The following is a 14,909-nucleotide window of genomic DNA, read 5'->3' as shown; positions in this document are numbered from 1 at the left end:
TGTAACCTTATATGTACTGCTTCTCTTCCTCCGGGTCTTTTTCCAGGATAGAAAAAGCAATATTAGTTGCATGATCGGCCACACGCTCCAGGCCGGTCACCAGATCCGTGAAAATAATACCCGCCATGGGAGAACAGGTTCCCTTCGCCATCCGCCTTACATGGTTCTCCTGCAGCTCCCGCTCCATATGATCAATGCTGTCCTCAAGCTCCAGAATATCGGGAAGATTCCTGGGATCCAAAGAAGTAAACATTTCCATAGACTTTTCCAGAATCTCCATGGCCTTCCCGTGCATTACCAGAATTTCCTTCTCTCCCTTCTCGGTAAATGTAATGCCGTCTTCTCTGCATTTTACCGCCGCATCTGCAATATTTTCCGCATGGTCCCCAATCCGTTCAATATCACTGACCACATGAAACAATCCTCCGATCCGCTCAGCATCTGCCACCGGCAGCTGCAGCTGATTGATGCGCACCAGATAATCCGTAATTTCCCGGCTTAAAAAGTCTATCTGCTTTTCCGTTTCATATACCCTGCTGATCTTGTCTTCATTTCCGTCAAAAAAAGCTTCCATGGAAAGGCTGAGATTCCCCTTGGTGAGAACTGCCATACGCTCAATTTCCTGTGTCGTCTCTACCACGGCAGTAGACGGAGAAAAGATATTCTGCTTTCCGATGTAAAGAAGCTGATAGCCCTCGCTCTCCTTATCTTCGCCGGGAATCAGCCGTTTTGTCAGCTTCACAAACTGCGTGGAGAGGGGCAAAAACAAAAGTGTCTGAAAGGTCTTATAAAAAGTATCTGCATTTGCCACGCATCTTCCCACATCGGAACCCGAAATTTTCAGGATAAAAGGTTCAAAATACTGCATGCCAAAGACAAGCAGCCCCCCGATAATAATCATGCCGAAGACATTGAATAATACATGAATGAGTGCCGCCCTCTGGGCATCTTTTTTTGCTTCCAGACAGGCCAGGACCGCCGGCGTACAGGAGCCGATATTACAGCCTAAAATCACATAAAAACATACTGGGAGTCCCACTAGTCCCTGGCTTGCCATTAGAAGCAGAATACTTACCGTTACAGAAGAGCTCTGCACAATCACAGTCAGAACAGTGCCCAGCAGAATCCCAAGCAGCGGGTTATCCAGGCTGCCAAGGACCTGCAGTACCGTCTGATACTGTCTAAGTCCTGCCATAGCATCCTTCATCATACTGATCCCCATAAACAGTGCCCCGAATCCCAGAATAACTTCCCCTATTTTTTTTACCATGGGTTTTCTGCCGAACATCATAAATACGGCGCCTACAAACAAGATAAATGGGGCAACCCCTGTGAGATTAAAAGCAACCAGCTGAGAAGTGATAGTTGTACCGATATTTGCGCCAAAGATGATTCCCACAGACTGAGCAAGCGACATGATTCCGGCGTTGACAAAGCTGACAACCATAACCGTAGTTGCTCCTGAGGACTGGATAATTGCAGTAAAAAGTGCGCCAAAAAAAACCGCTATCATTTTATTCTTGGTCATGGCCTCCAGTATATTCCTTAGTTTTGCCCCGGCTGCCTTCTGCAGCCCCTGGCTCATAAAATTCATACCAAATAAAAACAGACCAAGTCCGCCTAATAACGTCAAAAGTAATTCCATCATTTTCTCCTTAGTTTTAACAAGAATTGCCGCATTTCACAGCTCCTGACCAGGTATTATAATCCGGAACAGCCGCTGTAAAGTACGGCCGGCATACAGCCGGAGGTTCACCTTGGAATCCAGGCACCTCCGGCATTAAAATAATAACGGCTTTTTCCAATCTGTAACCAGCCTGTGGCCATTGCTCCGCTCTCCTTCAGGTAATACCAGGTACTTCCAAGCTTCAGCCAGCCTGCGGCCATCGCTCCGCTTCCTTTCAGGTAATACCAGGTGTTCCCTAGCTTCAGCCAGCCCGTGGCCATTGCTCCGCTTCCTTTCAGGTAATACCAGGTGTTCCCTAGCTTCAGCCAGCCTGTGGCCATTGCTCCGCTTCCTTTCAGGTAATACCAGGTGTTCCCTAGCTTCAGCCAGCCCGTGGCCATCGCTCCGCTCTCTTTCAGGTAATACCAGGTGTTCCCTAGCTTCAGCCAGCCCGTGGCCATCGCTCCGCTTTCTTTCAGGTAATACCAGGTGTTCCCTAGCTTCAGCCAGCCCGTGGCCATTGCTCCGCTCTCCTTCAGGTAATACCAGGTGTTCCCTAGCTTCAGCCACCCGGTTTGCCTGCAGCCGCGATTATTAAAATAATACCATCGGTCTTCAATCAGCGCCCAGCGGGAAATAGGATACGTACCGTCCGCATACAGATACCTCCAGCCCTCACTGTTTTGTACCCATCCCTCTTTTTTTGCAGGAGGCGGAACCACTGTCTTTTCAGCAATACTCACAGTAAAATAACAGTATATATTTTCACTGTAAGAAACTTTTATGGTTTGACTGCCTGTGCGGGAAGAGTCAAAGCCTGAGATTCGATACTGGGAATCATTCAGAGCCATGACTGTATTATCCGCCAGAACTGCCTGTACTGCCATCCCTGATGTATCCAGCTGTTCCCCTGTCTCATATTGCCTTTTGGCCGGAGGAATGCAGGTAATCCTCACCACTGGATTCTCCGTGGGATCCGGTACGTCTGTGCCGGAAGACTCCTCCAGTTTCTTTTTTTTCAAAAAAGCGCCGGGATAATTGGTATATGCTATATAGATATATTCATTATCTGTATGAAGAGCGACCTCAGGATAAGAGGCGGTATCTACCGAACGATCCACCGCGCCTCCAAAGGGTTCCCATACAGCATCCTTATACCGATACACGGAGACTTTGCAGCTCTCACCAGAGGAAGCCTGCATAACTGCCGCATACGGAATCCCTCCGGCCACCGTCAAATCACAAACGATTCCACGTGCTGTCATTGCAAAATCACCTGCCGCATACCAGTTTCCTTCAGAAAACCGGTATGCCTGAAGTGTCTGTCCATCTCCGCCGTCAATAGCCGCACAGAGGTAAACCGACCCTTCCTCCCCAGGAGAAACCGCAAAGATACTGGATGCAGCTTCAGGTGCCGGCAGTTCTTCTATAGATGTATCACCTGCTATTTTATATACAGAAATCTGGTTGTCCGGAAAAGAGCGGGCCGCCAGATATGCGGTGTCACCCTCCGCCTGTATGGATGGATTATATCTCTCCCCCAGACTTACAGAGATAACCTCTCTGCTTTCGGGCTGAAATCTTATTAGCTTCAGATCCGGGGTTTCCTCCAGCGTATCCGTATAGGAAATGTATAGACTGTCTCCGGCGGCAGCGGCCTGGTAGTCTCTGTTATATACGTTGGACGCTAATGGTATAGTTTCCCAGCTGCCATTTATGAACATAGCAGCAAAAAGGGTGCTGCTTCCGTCCCTCTGGCTGGTATACAATATGCAGGGGATATCCCTGTAAAATAACAGCCGTTCGCTTCCGGCTGCGGCCGCCTGGAGTCCGGGAGCGGCTTTGCTCCAGCTGCTATTATCCCAATGGGACAGATACACAGTTTCTTCATCGTCATGGACAGCATAGATATCATCGGATGAATGAATAGCGGCAGAGAGCTGGGAGGTGAAAGCGAAATCTGTATCCATGCCGCAGGTGTCCCACAGCTCCAGTTCCCCGGGGTCCCCGAATTCAACGTCAAAGGTAATGCTCTCTCCCCCTCCGGCACTCACATTTTTTATTACAATTCCTGAATTACTTCCATCCGAAAAGCTTATTATACTTTCTTCCGGCGTATTGTCTGCAATGGTTCTTGTAAAATCGGCAGATCCAAAGGACGTGCGGTTTATCTCCGGAGCCGCAGACAGAAAAGACTGACTGAGATCTTTGGAACAATACTGTTCATCTGTCACGCCCGGCCGAAAAATGTAGACACCGTCATCCCTGGAAGCAAAATTTGTCAGACCGGCAACCTTGGTATTTACGCGGTAGATAATCAGTCCGCTTCCAGGAATCTTAATATCCAAAGGCTTGCTGCTGAAATCATAAACCGGCTTTTTCCTGTATTCCACCACAAAAAATTCGTTGGAGGAAAGAGGGGACTTCAGAATATATGCATGAGTTCCTTCCGCATTTGTCTGGGTGTCCAAAATCAATCCCTGTGCAGATTCCGTAATAGTATCTATTTGCGTCCAGCCGGCGACAGACTGGCGCAGGTAAGCAAGCGGATACTGAAGATAGATGGAAGAGCTTGCCATAAGATCCCAGGTACCCACCGGACTGTCATCTGACGCACTGTCTCTGTATAAGTCGGGAAATCCTATGGAGTGCAGAAATTCGTGGCAGATAACGCCCTCCCTGCTTATGCTGTCCTCAAATACACTGTATCCGTTCAGCATATTGTAAGAAAAGACTTCCTTTCCTCCGATGGTCCCGCTGCCGTCATAATTAGCCTTGTGGGAATAAAAAGGGTTCCCCCGATCATCAGAAAAGGGCTTATCTGCCACAATTACCAGATTGTCCACCGTTCCGTCCCCATCGTAATCCAGAGCCTCTGATGTCTGGATCTGATTGATTACATAATCAACCAGAGAATATTCATCAGAAGACGACTCCGGCGGAATCACATAAGGAGTAAAAGAGCCGCCGTCATACTGGGGAAAAATATTATGTACCTGGAATTTTCCGTAAGAAATCTCAGTAAGGTAACTGGAGAGAGAAGTGCCGTATCCCGGATCCTCCCACAGTTTAAATATTTCTTCGGCTTTATCTTTTACAAAGTTCTTTTCAGTGAGAGGTTCAAACTGTACAAATACAACCAGATTAGCAAATTCTCTGACTTCCTCCTTCCGGGAGGCGGCTGATGTACAGACAGGCGATAACAGGCTGCCTGACAGCAATGTGAGTATCAGCAGACAGACTGCTGTTTTCGTTTTCTTTTTCATAGATAACCTCCTGTCTATCACGCTTTTCCGGCCGTTTTTTGATTTATTCTGTCATCATCGGCCTCTTTACCTAATCACTTGCGCCGGATGAAGCGGACGCGGCAGCAGTGCTCGCCGCAATAGCAGCCAGCAGCGCCGCTTCCTGCGCAGCAATGATGGAAATGGTTCCGCTTATTGCCGCTGTATTCAGAGCTTTCGTTTCCCCTGTCATATGTTCATCTGCAACCAGCATTCCGGCATACATCACACGCTGTTTTGCTCCAATTCCAAAAGCCCCGAAACCTTTCTGGGTCTTCAGGTAGTCGTTCACCTCCGCAGCCTCTGAAGCTATCTGCTCGGTTCCGGCATCCAAAAGGGCCAATATTCCCAGAGTAGGCAGCTCATATCCTGTACCGTATCTGCAGCCGGCGGATTTAAGTTTTTCAAAAAGCTCAATAGATTTGCGGCATTTAGCCCCGGGAGTTCCCTCTCCGAGAGTCAGCACATGGCTCAGGGACTGAACGGCATTTCCGGAAAAAAAATGTTCTCTAAGTACTTTGTAAGACTCTTCCATCTCTTCTACCGCCAGTCTTTCATCCTTATTAGACAAGGCAAGCAGTACCGCCATACTGCTGTCCTCGCCGGAGGTCAAAAGCGGATGTTCTTTTTTCATAAGGTCATAGATACGCCTGGTACGCCGGGCAACCTCGCTGTATTCCTCCGGCTGGACCATGTCAGCTGTAATAATCGCTGTAACAGGCAGATATGGGGAGGAATAGAATTCATTTTTTAACTCCCCGTAAGCTCTCAGGGAGTTTTTAAGTCTCCTCTCCGGGTCCGCATCTGCCGCCAGCAGAGATATAATCGCTAACCTGGAGATACCCCGAAAATTGGAGAAGGGTCCTGTCTCCTGCATTAACAGCTTTTTGCATTCCTCCATCCGCTCAATATTGACCGGCATATTTCTGCCTGTAAAAATGCTTGCGGACAGTGGATACATATAACTGCTCTCCCAGCCGAAACGGCTACGGATTTCATTTCTGTTCTGTACAAATAATTCGCATCTGCTCTTCATTGCCTGATTCATATGAGTTCTCCTATGCCCGCTCTCCGAATTCCCGCCCTGGCATTACCGCCTTACTTTACGTGGCTTAGATTCGAAAAAAAGAGGGTATCATTTCATTTACATGGATTTAACATTGTTTTTACAATTCATTATACAAGATAACTGCATCAATTTCACTAGTTTTGACATAGTAAACTAGAAATATTTTATTTTCTCTCTTCCCAAACAGAGGCTGCCGCACTTATATAGTGCCGCAGCCCCTGACATTTACCGATTCTCACAAAAATCCGCAATTTTTTGTCCTGTGGGAGTACAGCAGAGCCCTCCGTACGTTCCTTTTAGACACGCAGGGAGCTGTCCGCCCACGCGGTTCATTGTTTCTATGGTCTCATCCAGCGGAATCTGTACAGAGAAACCGCATAAGACCAAATTGGCCGTAGAAATCGCATTGGACACAGCCATAGCATTCCTGGCATTGCAGGGCTCATATCCTACTGATACGGCATCACAGATTAAACCTAATATATTCTGAAGCGTTACAGTCGCAGCCATAAACGCCTGCCGGGCGCTTCCCCCCATCAGTTCAACCACGCCTGCTGAAGCCATGGCACTTGCTGAACCGCACTCTGCCTGGCATCCTGCCACCTCCCCTCCGAAGGTAGCCTGATGGGCGACGAAGATACCAACGCTTCCGGCAGCAAACATTGCCTTGGCTATTTCCTCTTCACCCAGTTTCATATAGTCCCCCAGATAGACAACTGCCGCCGGAAGAATTCCCACCGAACCAACCGTGGGGGATGCTACAACCGCACCGGGCCGTTCTACTTCCACAGATTCCAGAACTCCGATGGCCACGCATGCAATGTCATTTAGCACACCAAGATCAGCCATCTTAATGTTCTTCTCCCGGATCTTCCGGTACATTTGTGCAGCCTGTAAGGGGTAAAGTCCTCCTACCTTTTCATCCGTAATGGTTTCTATTCCTCTCTTTACAGATTCCCTCATAACTCTGATAATGTTTTTCATAATATCTATAACCTTTTCACGGGTATAGCCGCTGCGTGCCATCTCATAAGCGATCCCCAGTTCGCCGGCACTGTCAATGTTATGTGCCTTCCCATATTCCAGCGCCTCTGCCGCTGTTTTAAAGGGGATATTGTCATACCGGAAGCGGGATAAAACCGGAAGTACATGTTCTGCATACCTCACGCAGGAAACACCTTGCAGCCCGGAAAATGCATGCAGCTGTGCCTCATCCAGCTCTGCCCTGGTCTCCAGATAAAGAATTTTTCTGTTCTTTCCTATACTCTCTTTTATTCTGCATTCATCCGGAATAATTTCCGACGCCTGTTTTTCAATCACATTATTTTGCGCATCCTTTTCCAGATAGAGAAAAAGCGTGTTAAAGTCACCTTTTATACAAATGGGGCATTGGTCAATCTCCACAATCTCTATGGCTCCGCCGCCAATGGAGGTAGTGCCCAGCGTCATCTTGTCTCCATTTTCTCCTGTCAATTCCAAGCAGGCATAATTCGGCTGTTTGTTCTCCTTCGGCTCTTTCACAAACTGAATCTCTACCCCTTTCTCACGGGCAATGTCCAGTGCATCTGTCATCTCCTCGCTGTCTATCTCAATCCCCAGCAGCCCGGCTGTGAACCCTCTGTCCGACCACTGTAATTTATAATAGGCTGCATACGAACTGTTGGGGTCAAATGAAATTCTTGCCTGCTGAATATTCCCTCCCAGCAGCATACGGGCAGTAGCTCCAATTCGATACGGGCCTGCAGTATGCGAACTTGACGTGCCAACCATAATGGGTCCAAACACCTCGTTAAATATACTTGCATAATAAGTATCCATGTTATCCTCCTTTTAAACTCTTACGTATATTTTAAGCTTTATAAATCAACTATAGAGTCAGTCCCACTCAATGTCAACAAGTATCCCCCGATCCCTCCTGCTTTTGTCAAATAAGTCAAAACACATGTAAAGGAATAACAGGCTCTTTGACCTGATATCCCTTTACATGTGTCTTGTTAAAATCCGGTATTTCTCATATTCTCTCGGTTCTTCTTTTTCTTCAGGCAGGTAACCTGCTTCTATATGTCCAAGGTTATGATACTTACGTAAGAAAGGAAAAATGTTACGTTCTCTTCTGCCGAATACAGAAAAAAAGGATTACTATGGGAATTATCAATTCTGAAAAAATAATTATGTTAGATACAATATAAAATGCCGACCATTCCCAGTAAAGCAGTGAACTTATTGGTATCTGAACCAAAACCTTCATGATTCCTGCAATCGCTAAGATTGTGCCAATTGCAGAAAATATTAATCCCACGCGTGATGCTGAACCATTCGCTCTGTTTTTGAAATAAAAATAACCGCCCAGCCAGCCGAATGAAAGTCCGCCTGTCTGCAGCAGGGAATTCCAATTGAAGCTGTTATTTTCTCTTATATGTTCAGTTTTCTTTTTCATACAAGGCCTCTATGCTCTGCCGGGCAGTATTGTTTCGCCCTACTTAGCCTGGGTAATCATAATATCACCGTCATCGCAATTGACTACAATTTTGTTCTTTGCGCTGTTGTTTGTTCTGACGCGTTTCTCATCGTCCCCGCCGACAGACATTTCAGGGTATCCCGGGAGTTCTATGTTTCCATACTCTGTTTCCAGTTCGAATTCATAAGTCTCTGTCTTCCCCAGAAGGCCCAGTCTTACGTTGCCGTACTCGTTGTCAATCCGTACAGACTGTGCACTGCATCTGTCTGCGGTAAAGTCCCCGTCGTCCAGTTCTGCTTCCAGGCGCTGACTTTTCACTGTACCCAGTTCGCACTTTCCATATTCATTATAAAGCGATGCTGCTGCAGTGTCCAGCGATTTTATTTTTAAAGTACCGTCATCCATATGGACCTTTAGCTTATCACCCTGCACATTTCCCAATGACATCTGTCCGTAGTCATTTATAATTTCCATTGTTTCTGCTTTCAATTGTTCTGCGCGGATGTCCCCGTCGTTATTTTCTAATTTTATCTTCGTGAAATATTTTTCTGCAGGTACATATAATGTCACATAATAATGCGAAAGAGCGGTATCGAAATCTCCAATTGAAAGAAAGTTAAAACCTATGAATCCACCGGCAGTTCTTTCTTTAAAACACAACTTCTGGTTCTTCACCTCCAGCGCAGGCTTTGGTTCGCTGCCGTCGAGGCGGTACTCGATATAATAACCGTCAGAGGGAAGAATCTCCAAATCTGCGTATTGTATGGAGATATCCATGGATGAGAATTCATCTAATTTCATTTTTTCCTGTATATAGGGCGTGTCAGATCCACTCCCATTTGCTGTATGGATTCCGGATTTGTCAATATAGAATCCCGGGCGGCCTCCCAGCAGCAATCCAAGTATGAGTAAGACTGCCCCGGCGCCAATGCAGATAAACGAAGCCAGATATACTTTATTTTTAACTTTCATGTTTTTTCCCCTTCCTTGCTATCTTTCCAAATAATCCTGTCATTCCATTTAGGAACCGCCGGCTTAGCCATATACATCCTTTTACCAACCAGAATCCGATTCCAATAACGATCAGACTTAAGCCGGTACTTGCCAGCCCATTAGCGGGCGATGCAAACAGCAGCCATAAACTGCCCCCTAACAGAGGAATCGCAGACAATGTCAAGACTCCTGCTGTGACAACCAGGGCAAATAGGATGCAAAAAATCACCAGTACAAAAGATAGGGCAAGAACCCCTGCCGCAAATGCCAGAGGAAGCCCGATCGGTGCGGCGAAAACAGCTAAAACGCCCACCCAGACTGCCGAAACTCCCCGCTTCACGCTTTTCTGTGATTCCATGGCATTTTGTACGGCCAGAGACCGGACGATTTCATCGGCGGCTGCATCAGGATCCCCCAGATCCTCAATGGCCTGACCTTCCTGTTCAGATCCGGCTTCGGCAAAATACTCCTCAAAATATTCTATGGCTTTGTCGAAGTCTTCTTTTGGAAGTCTGCGCAGATTATGCCGCATCTGCCTCATATATTCTTCTTTATTCACTCTCTTCTCCTCCTTCAACAATTTTATCAATCTCACTTTTATACAGTTCCCACTCTCTCAAAAGAAATTGGTACTGAGACTTGCCCTCTTCCGTGATTTGGTAGTATTTACGGTTGCGTCCCTGATGCTGTTCATCATAGGCCGTCAGGCAGCTGCTTTCCTGCAGTCTGCGCAGGACAGGATACAGGGTGGAGTCTTTTGTATTTGAGACAGTTTTTATAATCTGACTGATCTGATAGCCATAAGCATCTTCTTTAGCCACAACAGCCAGCACAAGCAGATCGAACATTGGTGCATTTAATGGAAAAATCATAATACTCTCCTTTCCTATATGCTTTTTATATGTATATTATATTCTGTATAATATGTATTGTCAACATATATATTTTGATTTACTATATCTTTGTACTTTTTCACCGCAGCTTCCGTATTCCACTTTTTAGTCCATTAACACTAATATAATTTGGTTCCCGGAACATAAAAAAAGGAATAACAAGTATCAAATCCTTGTTATTCCTCTCGCACACTCTGCCTATTCATTCAAAAGCTTACACAAATCTTCTATTGAGACATCCATTCGAACAGAAGTTTCTTCCATGGTCAAGCCTGAATCAAGAAAACGGGTTACTACCATTTTCATACATTCCCCAACTTCAATCATATGTCCGTCTAAATCATAGAATCTCACCACACGCTGCCCCCAGCCGCACTCTATCACATCACTCACATACTCCAGATTAGAATATTGCTCTAACCGTTTCAGAAAACAATCGAATTGTTCCTCTTCAAAACAAAGTTCTATGTTATTGGGTCTTTGTATTATTCTTTCTTTTGGCAGATGTACCAGCCAGTCAAATTCCTCCTGCAAAGATAATCCGCAGGTAAATGAAATATTCTTGCCGTAATCCTGATCTACCTGCAGTCCAAATAAATCCTCATAAAATTTTCTGGACGCATTTATATCATGCACGGCAATCACAGTGCTCATATACTTCATGCTGTTGTCCTCCTTGATTTTTTTCCAGTTTACCATAAATTTAGGCTTGATTTATAGGAAATAAACGACATAAATCTTCCAGATTACTCCAGCATTATCTGCACAGCTTCCCTGGGAGTTACAGAATGGAATTTTTTAAAGTCTGCGATAAAGTGGGATTGATCCGTATATCCGTATCGGCAGACAATATTCATATAGTCAATATTTGGGGAGGAAACCATCTCCTGCCAGACTGACTGATAACGGACCAGATTCATTAACTGCTTGGGAGTTGTACCCACTGTGTCCAGAAAAATCCTCTGTACCTGGCGTTCGCTGTAGCAGAGGTGCCGAGACAGCTGTTTTAAGGTACCAGTTCCTCTCTGCCTCAAAATATAATCCACACCATTAAAAAAAGGAGGCGAAATGTCGGCCAGCCGCAACAGGTTTTTGATGTATGCTTCGGCAATCAGCATTCGCCCGCAAAACGAAGGCTCCTCAAATATTTTTTCACACAGCTTCTCTATAGACGGGAACATATCCCCTGGGGGCAGCGCTTGATTTAAAGTTCCTGCCATGGGAAACCTGCTAATGCAATTCATAGCCCACATCGGAAACCGTACCGCGAAAATAGAAATCTCTTTCTCCTGCTCATCCCAGCTGTCAAGGCCGGGGCGATTGTTTAAGCCTAAAAAAATATGCCTTATCCGTCCTGTTGAATGATTTTTAATAAGCATCAAGTCAAAACATGTATCAGGAATAATCAGAATATGGCCATAGATGGAGGACTCGTTAGGGTTGAAGCTGCATGCGGAGCCCCAAAAGCAGCGGATATATGGCTGTAATAAAGGAGAAGGCGCAATGTTAACATATGTTTTATCCTCAGTAAAAGGGACGGCGGTTGCAGATCTATATCTGGTGTGAAAGTCAATCTTGCTCATCCTATTCCTCCGTTCGCACTTAGGCACGCTATTTATGATATGGTTCGTGATTCATGATCCGAAAACTCCGGTAAATCTGTTCCAGCAAAATCATACGCATAAGCTGGTGTGGAAAGGTCAGACTGGAGAAACTAAGTTTTTCATCTGCTCGTTTTAACACAGCATCACTCAGTCCAAGAGAACCGCCGATAATAAAAGTAATGTGGCTGCATCCCTGCACCCCGAGTTTTTCCAGCTTTTGAGACAAAGCCACCGAATCAGGCATATCTCCGTCGATGGCCAGAGCGATGACATAGGAGTCATCCCTGAGACACTTTAGTATTCTCTCCCCCTCTACTGTTCTAATTTGAGCCTCCAGAGCCTCACTCGCTCTGTCCGGGGTTTTTTCATCCGCCACCTGAAGGATTTCCAGACGGCAGTAGCGGCTTAGTCGTTTCGAATATTCATCAATACCCGCCGTCAGATACTTTTCCTTTATTTTACCAACACATACGACAGTAATTTTCATAATAACTCCTTTGGGGACAGGCCAGTTTGAATTTGGGACAGGCCATAACGAATTTGGGACGTGTTCTTTTTAGAAAGAACACGTCCCCTTTTTTATTTATTTTTTTGAAAGGAACTCGTGGATTCCTTTGGCGCCTGCTTTTCCGGCTCCCATTGCCAGGATTACGGTTGCAGCTCCGGTTACAGCATCTCCGCCGGCAAATACGCCTTCTTTGGAGGTCTGGCCATACTCCTCGTCTGCTATGATACATTTCCTTTTGTTTACATCCAGACCGATGGTGGTGGATGAGATCAACGGGTTAGGTGAGGTACCTAAGGACATGATTACGGTGTCTACTTCCATTTCGAATTCAGATCCAGGGATTTCTACGGGACGTCTTCTGCCGGAAGCATCCGGTTCTCCCAGCTCCATACGGATACATTTCATTCCTTTTACCCAGCCGTCTTCATCTGCGAAGATTTCTAAAGGATTGGTGAGGAGATCCATGATAATGCCCTCCTCTTTTGCATGGTGCACTTCTTCTACTCTGGCAGGAAGCTCTGCTTCACTTCTGCGGTATACAATATGTACTTCTGCTCCCAGTCTTTTCGCTGTTCTGGCAGCATCCATGGCTACGTTGCCGCCGCCGATCACTGCTACTTTTTTGCCTGTTTTGATGGGGGTGTCATAGTCATCCCTAAACGCTTTCATCAGATTGCTTCTTGTCAGATATTCGTTGGCGGAAAATACTCCGCTTGAGATTTCTCCTGGGATGCCCATGAACATGGGAAGTCCGGCACCGGAACCGATAAATACAGCTTCAAAGCCTTCGTTCTGCAGCAATTCATCTATGGTCGTTGATTTTCCGATTACTACATCGGTTTCAATCTTAACTCCTAAAGATTTTACATTTTCCACTTCTACTGCCACTACCTTGTCTTTTGGAAGACGGAATTCAGGAATTCCGTATACCAAAACACCGCCCGGCTGGTGAAGGGCTTCGAAAATGGTTACATCGTAGCCTAATTTAGCCAGGTCTCCTGCACAGGTAAGTCCTGCAGGACCGGAACCGATGACAGCAACTTTATGTCCGTTGGAAGGCATGGGCGGCTCTGGCTTTACGCCATTCTCTTTGGCCCAGTCAGCCACAAAACGCTCCAATTTTCCGATGGAAACCGGTTCGCCCTTTACTCCGCGGATACAGACACCTTCACACTGGCTTTCCTGAGGACATACACGTCCGCAGACTGCCGGAAGAGAACTGGATTTGCCGATTACCTTATAAGCCTCAGCAAAATTGCCCTCTTTTACTTCTTTGATGAATCCGGGAATGTCAATGGAAACCGGACATCCGGATATACATTTAGCATTTTTACAGTTAATGCAGCGGGAAGCTTCTTCCATGGCTTCCTCTTTATTATAACCCAGGCATACTTCTTCAAAATTCGTTGCCCTGACCTGGGGATCTTGTTCTCTTACGGGTACTTTTGTTAATTTGTCAGCCATTATTTATCACCTCCACAATGTCCGCATCCGCCGTGATGGGTATCCCCCTCGCGAAGCTTTAATAAAGCACGGCCCTCTTCTGTTTTGTACATCGCCTGTCTCTTCATTGCCTGTGCCCAGTCAATGAGATGGCCGTCGAATTCAGGTCCGTCTACACATGCAAACTTAATCTCATCACCAACAACAACACGACAGGCACCGCACATACCGGTACCGTCTACCATAATAGGGTTCATGCTGACAATTGTAGGGATATTTAATTTTTTAGTGGTTAAACAGCAGAATTTCATCATAATCATAGGACCGATAGCTACACAAACATCGTACTGTTTTCCCTCTGCGGTGAGATCCTCAATCACCTTTGTAACCATACCGTGACGTCCGTAGGAACCATCATCTGTCGTTACATATAAATTTCCTGCCACTGCTTCCATTTCCTTTTCAAGGATTACTAAATCCTTTGTCTTGGCGCCCACTATAACATCTACGTCTACGCCGTGCTCATGAAGCCATTTGACCTGCGGGTACACCGGTGCGGTGCCAACGCCTCCTGCAACAAACAGCATTTTTTTCTTCTTCAGCTCTTCCATATCTTCATGAATAAACTCTGAAGGCTGCCCCAGCGGACCAACCACATCGATAAAAGAGTCGCCTGTTTTCAAATGGGACATTCTTTCTGTTGATGCTCCCACCGGCTGGAATACGATTGTAATCGTGCCAGCCTCTTTGTCGTAATCACATATGGTCAGAGGAATTCTCTCCCCTACCTCATCAATTCTAACAATGAGAAACTGACCGGGCTCACAGTGTTTAGCAATTCTCGGAGCCTCAACCTGCATGAGGAAGATATTCCCTGCAAGGTTTTCTGCGTGTAGTATCTTGTACATAGTTCCCTCCTAAAATATGTATTCATTTTTACATAAATGACATGTATCACAGTCTAGTATAAGGCAAAATGACCAAAATATCA

Annotated in this window: 13 protein-coding genes; all 13 read right to left on the bottom strand. The window is 46.0% G+C overall.

Annotation, left to right across the window (positions count from 1 at the left end; translation table 11 throughout):
- Positions 1-7: 7 nt before the first annotated feature.
- The 13 genes from BUA56_RS13930 to BUA56_RS13870 all read right to left on the bottom strand — a co-directional run bounded on the left by BUA56_RS13930 (position 8) and on the right by BUA56_RS13870 (position 14,826).
- Positions 8-1,645, bottom strand: a complete 1,638-nt coding sequence (locus tag BUA56_RS13930; RefSeq protein WP_072852760.1) for a Na/Pi cotransporter family protein — start codon at positions 1,643-1,645, stop codon at positions 8-10.
- 107 nt (positions 1,646-1,752) lie between these two features.
- A complete protein-coding gene (locus BUA56_RS23880) occupies positions 1,753-4,932 on the bottom strand; it encodes a bacterial Ig-like domain-containing protein (RefSeq protein WP_072852758.1) in 3,180 nt (1,059 codons plus the stop codon).
- A 70-nt stretch (positions 4,933-5,002) separates the two neighbouring features.
- A complete protein-coding gene (locus BUA56_RS13920; RefSeq protein WP_072852757.1) occupies positions 5,003-5,998 on the bottom strand; it encodes a DUF4003 family protein in 996 nt (331 codons plus the stop codon).
- 246 nt (positions 5,999-6,244) lie between these two features.
- On the bottom strand, positions 6,245-7,837 hold the full coding sequence (locus BUA56_RS13915) for an L-serine ammonia-lyase, iron-sulfur-dependent, subunit alpha (protein ID WP_072852755.1): 1,593 nt from the start codon (positions 7,835-7,837) through the stop codon (positions 6,245-6,247).
- A 283-nt stretch (positions 7,838-8,120) separates the two neighbouring features.
- Complete coding sequence (locus BUA56_RS13910; RefSeq protein ID WP_072852753.1) at positions 8,121-8,456, bottom strand: hypothetical protein; 336 nt, start codon at positions 8,454-8,456, stop codon at positions 8,121-8,123.
- 39 nt (positions 8,457-8,495) lie between these two features.
- Positions 8,496-9,449: a DUF4097 family beta strand repeat-containing protein gene (locus BUA56_RS13905; protein WP_072852751.1), complete on the bottom strand. Its 954-nt coding sequence runs from the start codon at positions 9,447-9,449 to the stop codon at positions 8,496-8,498.
- Positions 9,439-10,029, bottom strand: coding sequence for a DUF1700 domain-containing protein (locus BUA56_RS13900; RefSeq protein ID WP_072852749.1), 591 nt, complete (start codon positions 10,027-10,029; stop codon positions 9,439-9,441). The genes BUA56_RS13905 and BUA56_RS13900 overlap by 11 nt, the downstream gene beginning before the upstream one ends.
- Positions 10,022-10,342 carry a PadR family transcriptional regulator gene (locus BUA56_RS13895; protein WP_072852747.1) on the bottom strand — a complete coding sequence of 107 codons (321 nt, stop codon included), beginning with the start codon at positions 10,340-10,342 and terminating at the stop codon, positions 10,022-10,024. Before BUA56_RS13895 ends, BUA56_RS13900 begins: the two co-directional genes overlap by 8 nt.
- Positions 10,343-10,561: 219 nt before the next feature.
- On the bottom strand, positions 10,562-11,026 hold the full coding sequence (locus BUA56_RS13890; RefSeq protein ID WP_072852745.1) for a VOC family protein: 465 nt from the start codon (positions 11,024-11,026) through the stop codon (positions 10,562-10,564).
- Between the two features lie 83 nt (positions 11,027-11,109).
- Positions 11,110-11,946: an AraC family transcriptional regulator gene (locus BUA56_RS23990; protein ID WP_072852743.1), complete on the bottom strand. Its 837-nt coding sequence runs from the start codon at positions 11,944-11,946 to the stop codon at positions 11,110-11,112.
- A gap of 28 nt (positions 11,947-11,974) precedes the next feature.
- Complete coding sequence (gene rlmH, locus BUA56_RS13880; protein ID WP_072852741.1) at positions 11,975-12,454, bottom strand: 23S rRNA (pseudouridine(1915)-N(3))-methyltransferase RlmH; 480 nt, start codon at positions 12,452-12,454, stop codon at positions 11,975-11,977.
- A 96-nt stretch (positions 12,455-12,550) separates the two neighbouring features.
- The gene (gene gltA / locus BUA56_RS13875; RefSeq protein WP_072852739.1) at positions 12,551-13,939 is read right to left on the bottom strand and encodes an NADPH-dependent glutamate synthase; all 1,389 of its coding nucleotides are present in this window, start codon (positions 13,937-13,939) and stop codon (positions 12,551-12,553) included.
- Positions 13,939-14,826 carry a sulfide/dihydroorotate dehydrogenase-like FAD/NAD-binding protein gene (locus BUA56_RS13870; protein WP_072852737.1) on the bottom strand — a complete coding sequence of 296 codons (888 nt, stop codon included), beginning with the start codon at positions 14,824-14,826 and terminating at the stop codon, positions 13,939-13,941. Before BUA56_RS13870 ends, gltA begins: the two co-directional genes overlap by 1 nt.
- Positions 14,827-14,909 lie beyond the last annotated feature (83 nt).

This window comes from Lactonifactor longoviformis DSM 17459 (assembly GCF_900129135.1).
In the GTDB taxonomy this organism is placed as follows: domain Bacteria; phylum Bacillota; class Clostridia; order Lachnospirales; family Lachnospiraceae; genus Lactonifactor; species Lactonifactor longoviformis.
Note: the sequence above shows the minus strand (reverse complement) of the source record. Positions and strands in the feature narration are given on the sequence as shown.

Bases quoted from the DNA above. Each gene is read 5' to 3' on its own strand.
- BUA56_RS13930 (WP_072852760.1), bottom strand. From the start codon at position 1,645: ATGGAATTACTTTTGACGTTATTAGGCGGACTTGGTCTGTTTTTATTT.
- BUA56_RS23880 (WP_072852758.1), bottom strand. From the start codon at position 4,932: ATGAAAAAGAAAACGAAAACAGCAGTCTGTCTGCTGATACTCACATTG.
- BUA56_RS13920 (WP_072852757.1), bottom strand. From the start codon at position 5,998: ATGAATCAGGCAATGAAGAGCAGATGCGAATTATTTGTACAGAACAGA.
- BUA56_RS13915 (WP_072852755.1), bottom strand. From the start codon at position 7,837: ATGGATACTTATTATGCAAGTATATTTAACGAGGTGTTTGGACCCATT.
- BUA56_RS13910 (WP_072852753.1), bottom strand. From the start codon at position 8,456: ATGAAAAAGAAAACTGAACATATAAGAGAAAATAACAGCTTCAATTGG.
- BUA56_RS13905 (WP_072852751.1), bottom strand. From the start codon at position 9,449: ATGAAAGTTAAAAATAAAGTATATCTGGCTTCGTTTATCTGCATTGGC.
- BUA56_RS13895 (WP_072852747.1), bottom strand. From the start codon at position 10,342: ATGATTTTTCCATTAAATGCACCAATGTTCGATCTGCTTGTGCTGGCT.
- BUA56_RS13890 (WP_072852745.1), bottom strand. From the start codon at position 11,026: ATGAAGTATATGAGCACTGTGATTGCCGTGCATGATATAAATGCGTCC.
- BUA56_RS23990 (WP_072852743.1), bottom strand. From the start codon at position 11,946: ATGAGCAAGATTGACTTTCACACCAGATATAGATCTGCAACCGCCGTC.
- rlmH (WP_072852741.1), bottom strand. From the start codon at position 12,454: ATGAAAATTACTGTCGTATGTGTTGGTAAAATAAAGGAAAAGTATCTG.
- gltA (WP_072852739.1), bottom strand. From the start codon at position 13,939: ATGGCTGACAAATTAACAAAAGTACCCGTAAGAGAACAAGATCCCCAG.
- BUA56_RS13870 (WP_072852737.1), bottom strand. From the start codon at position 14,826: ATGTACAAGATACTACACGCAGAAAACCTTGCAGGGAATATCTTCCTC.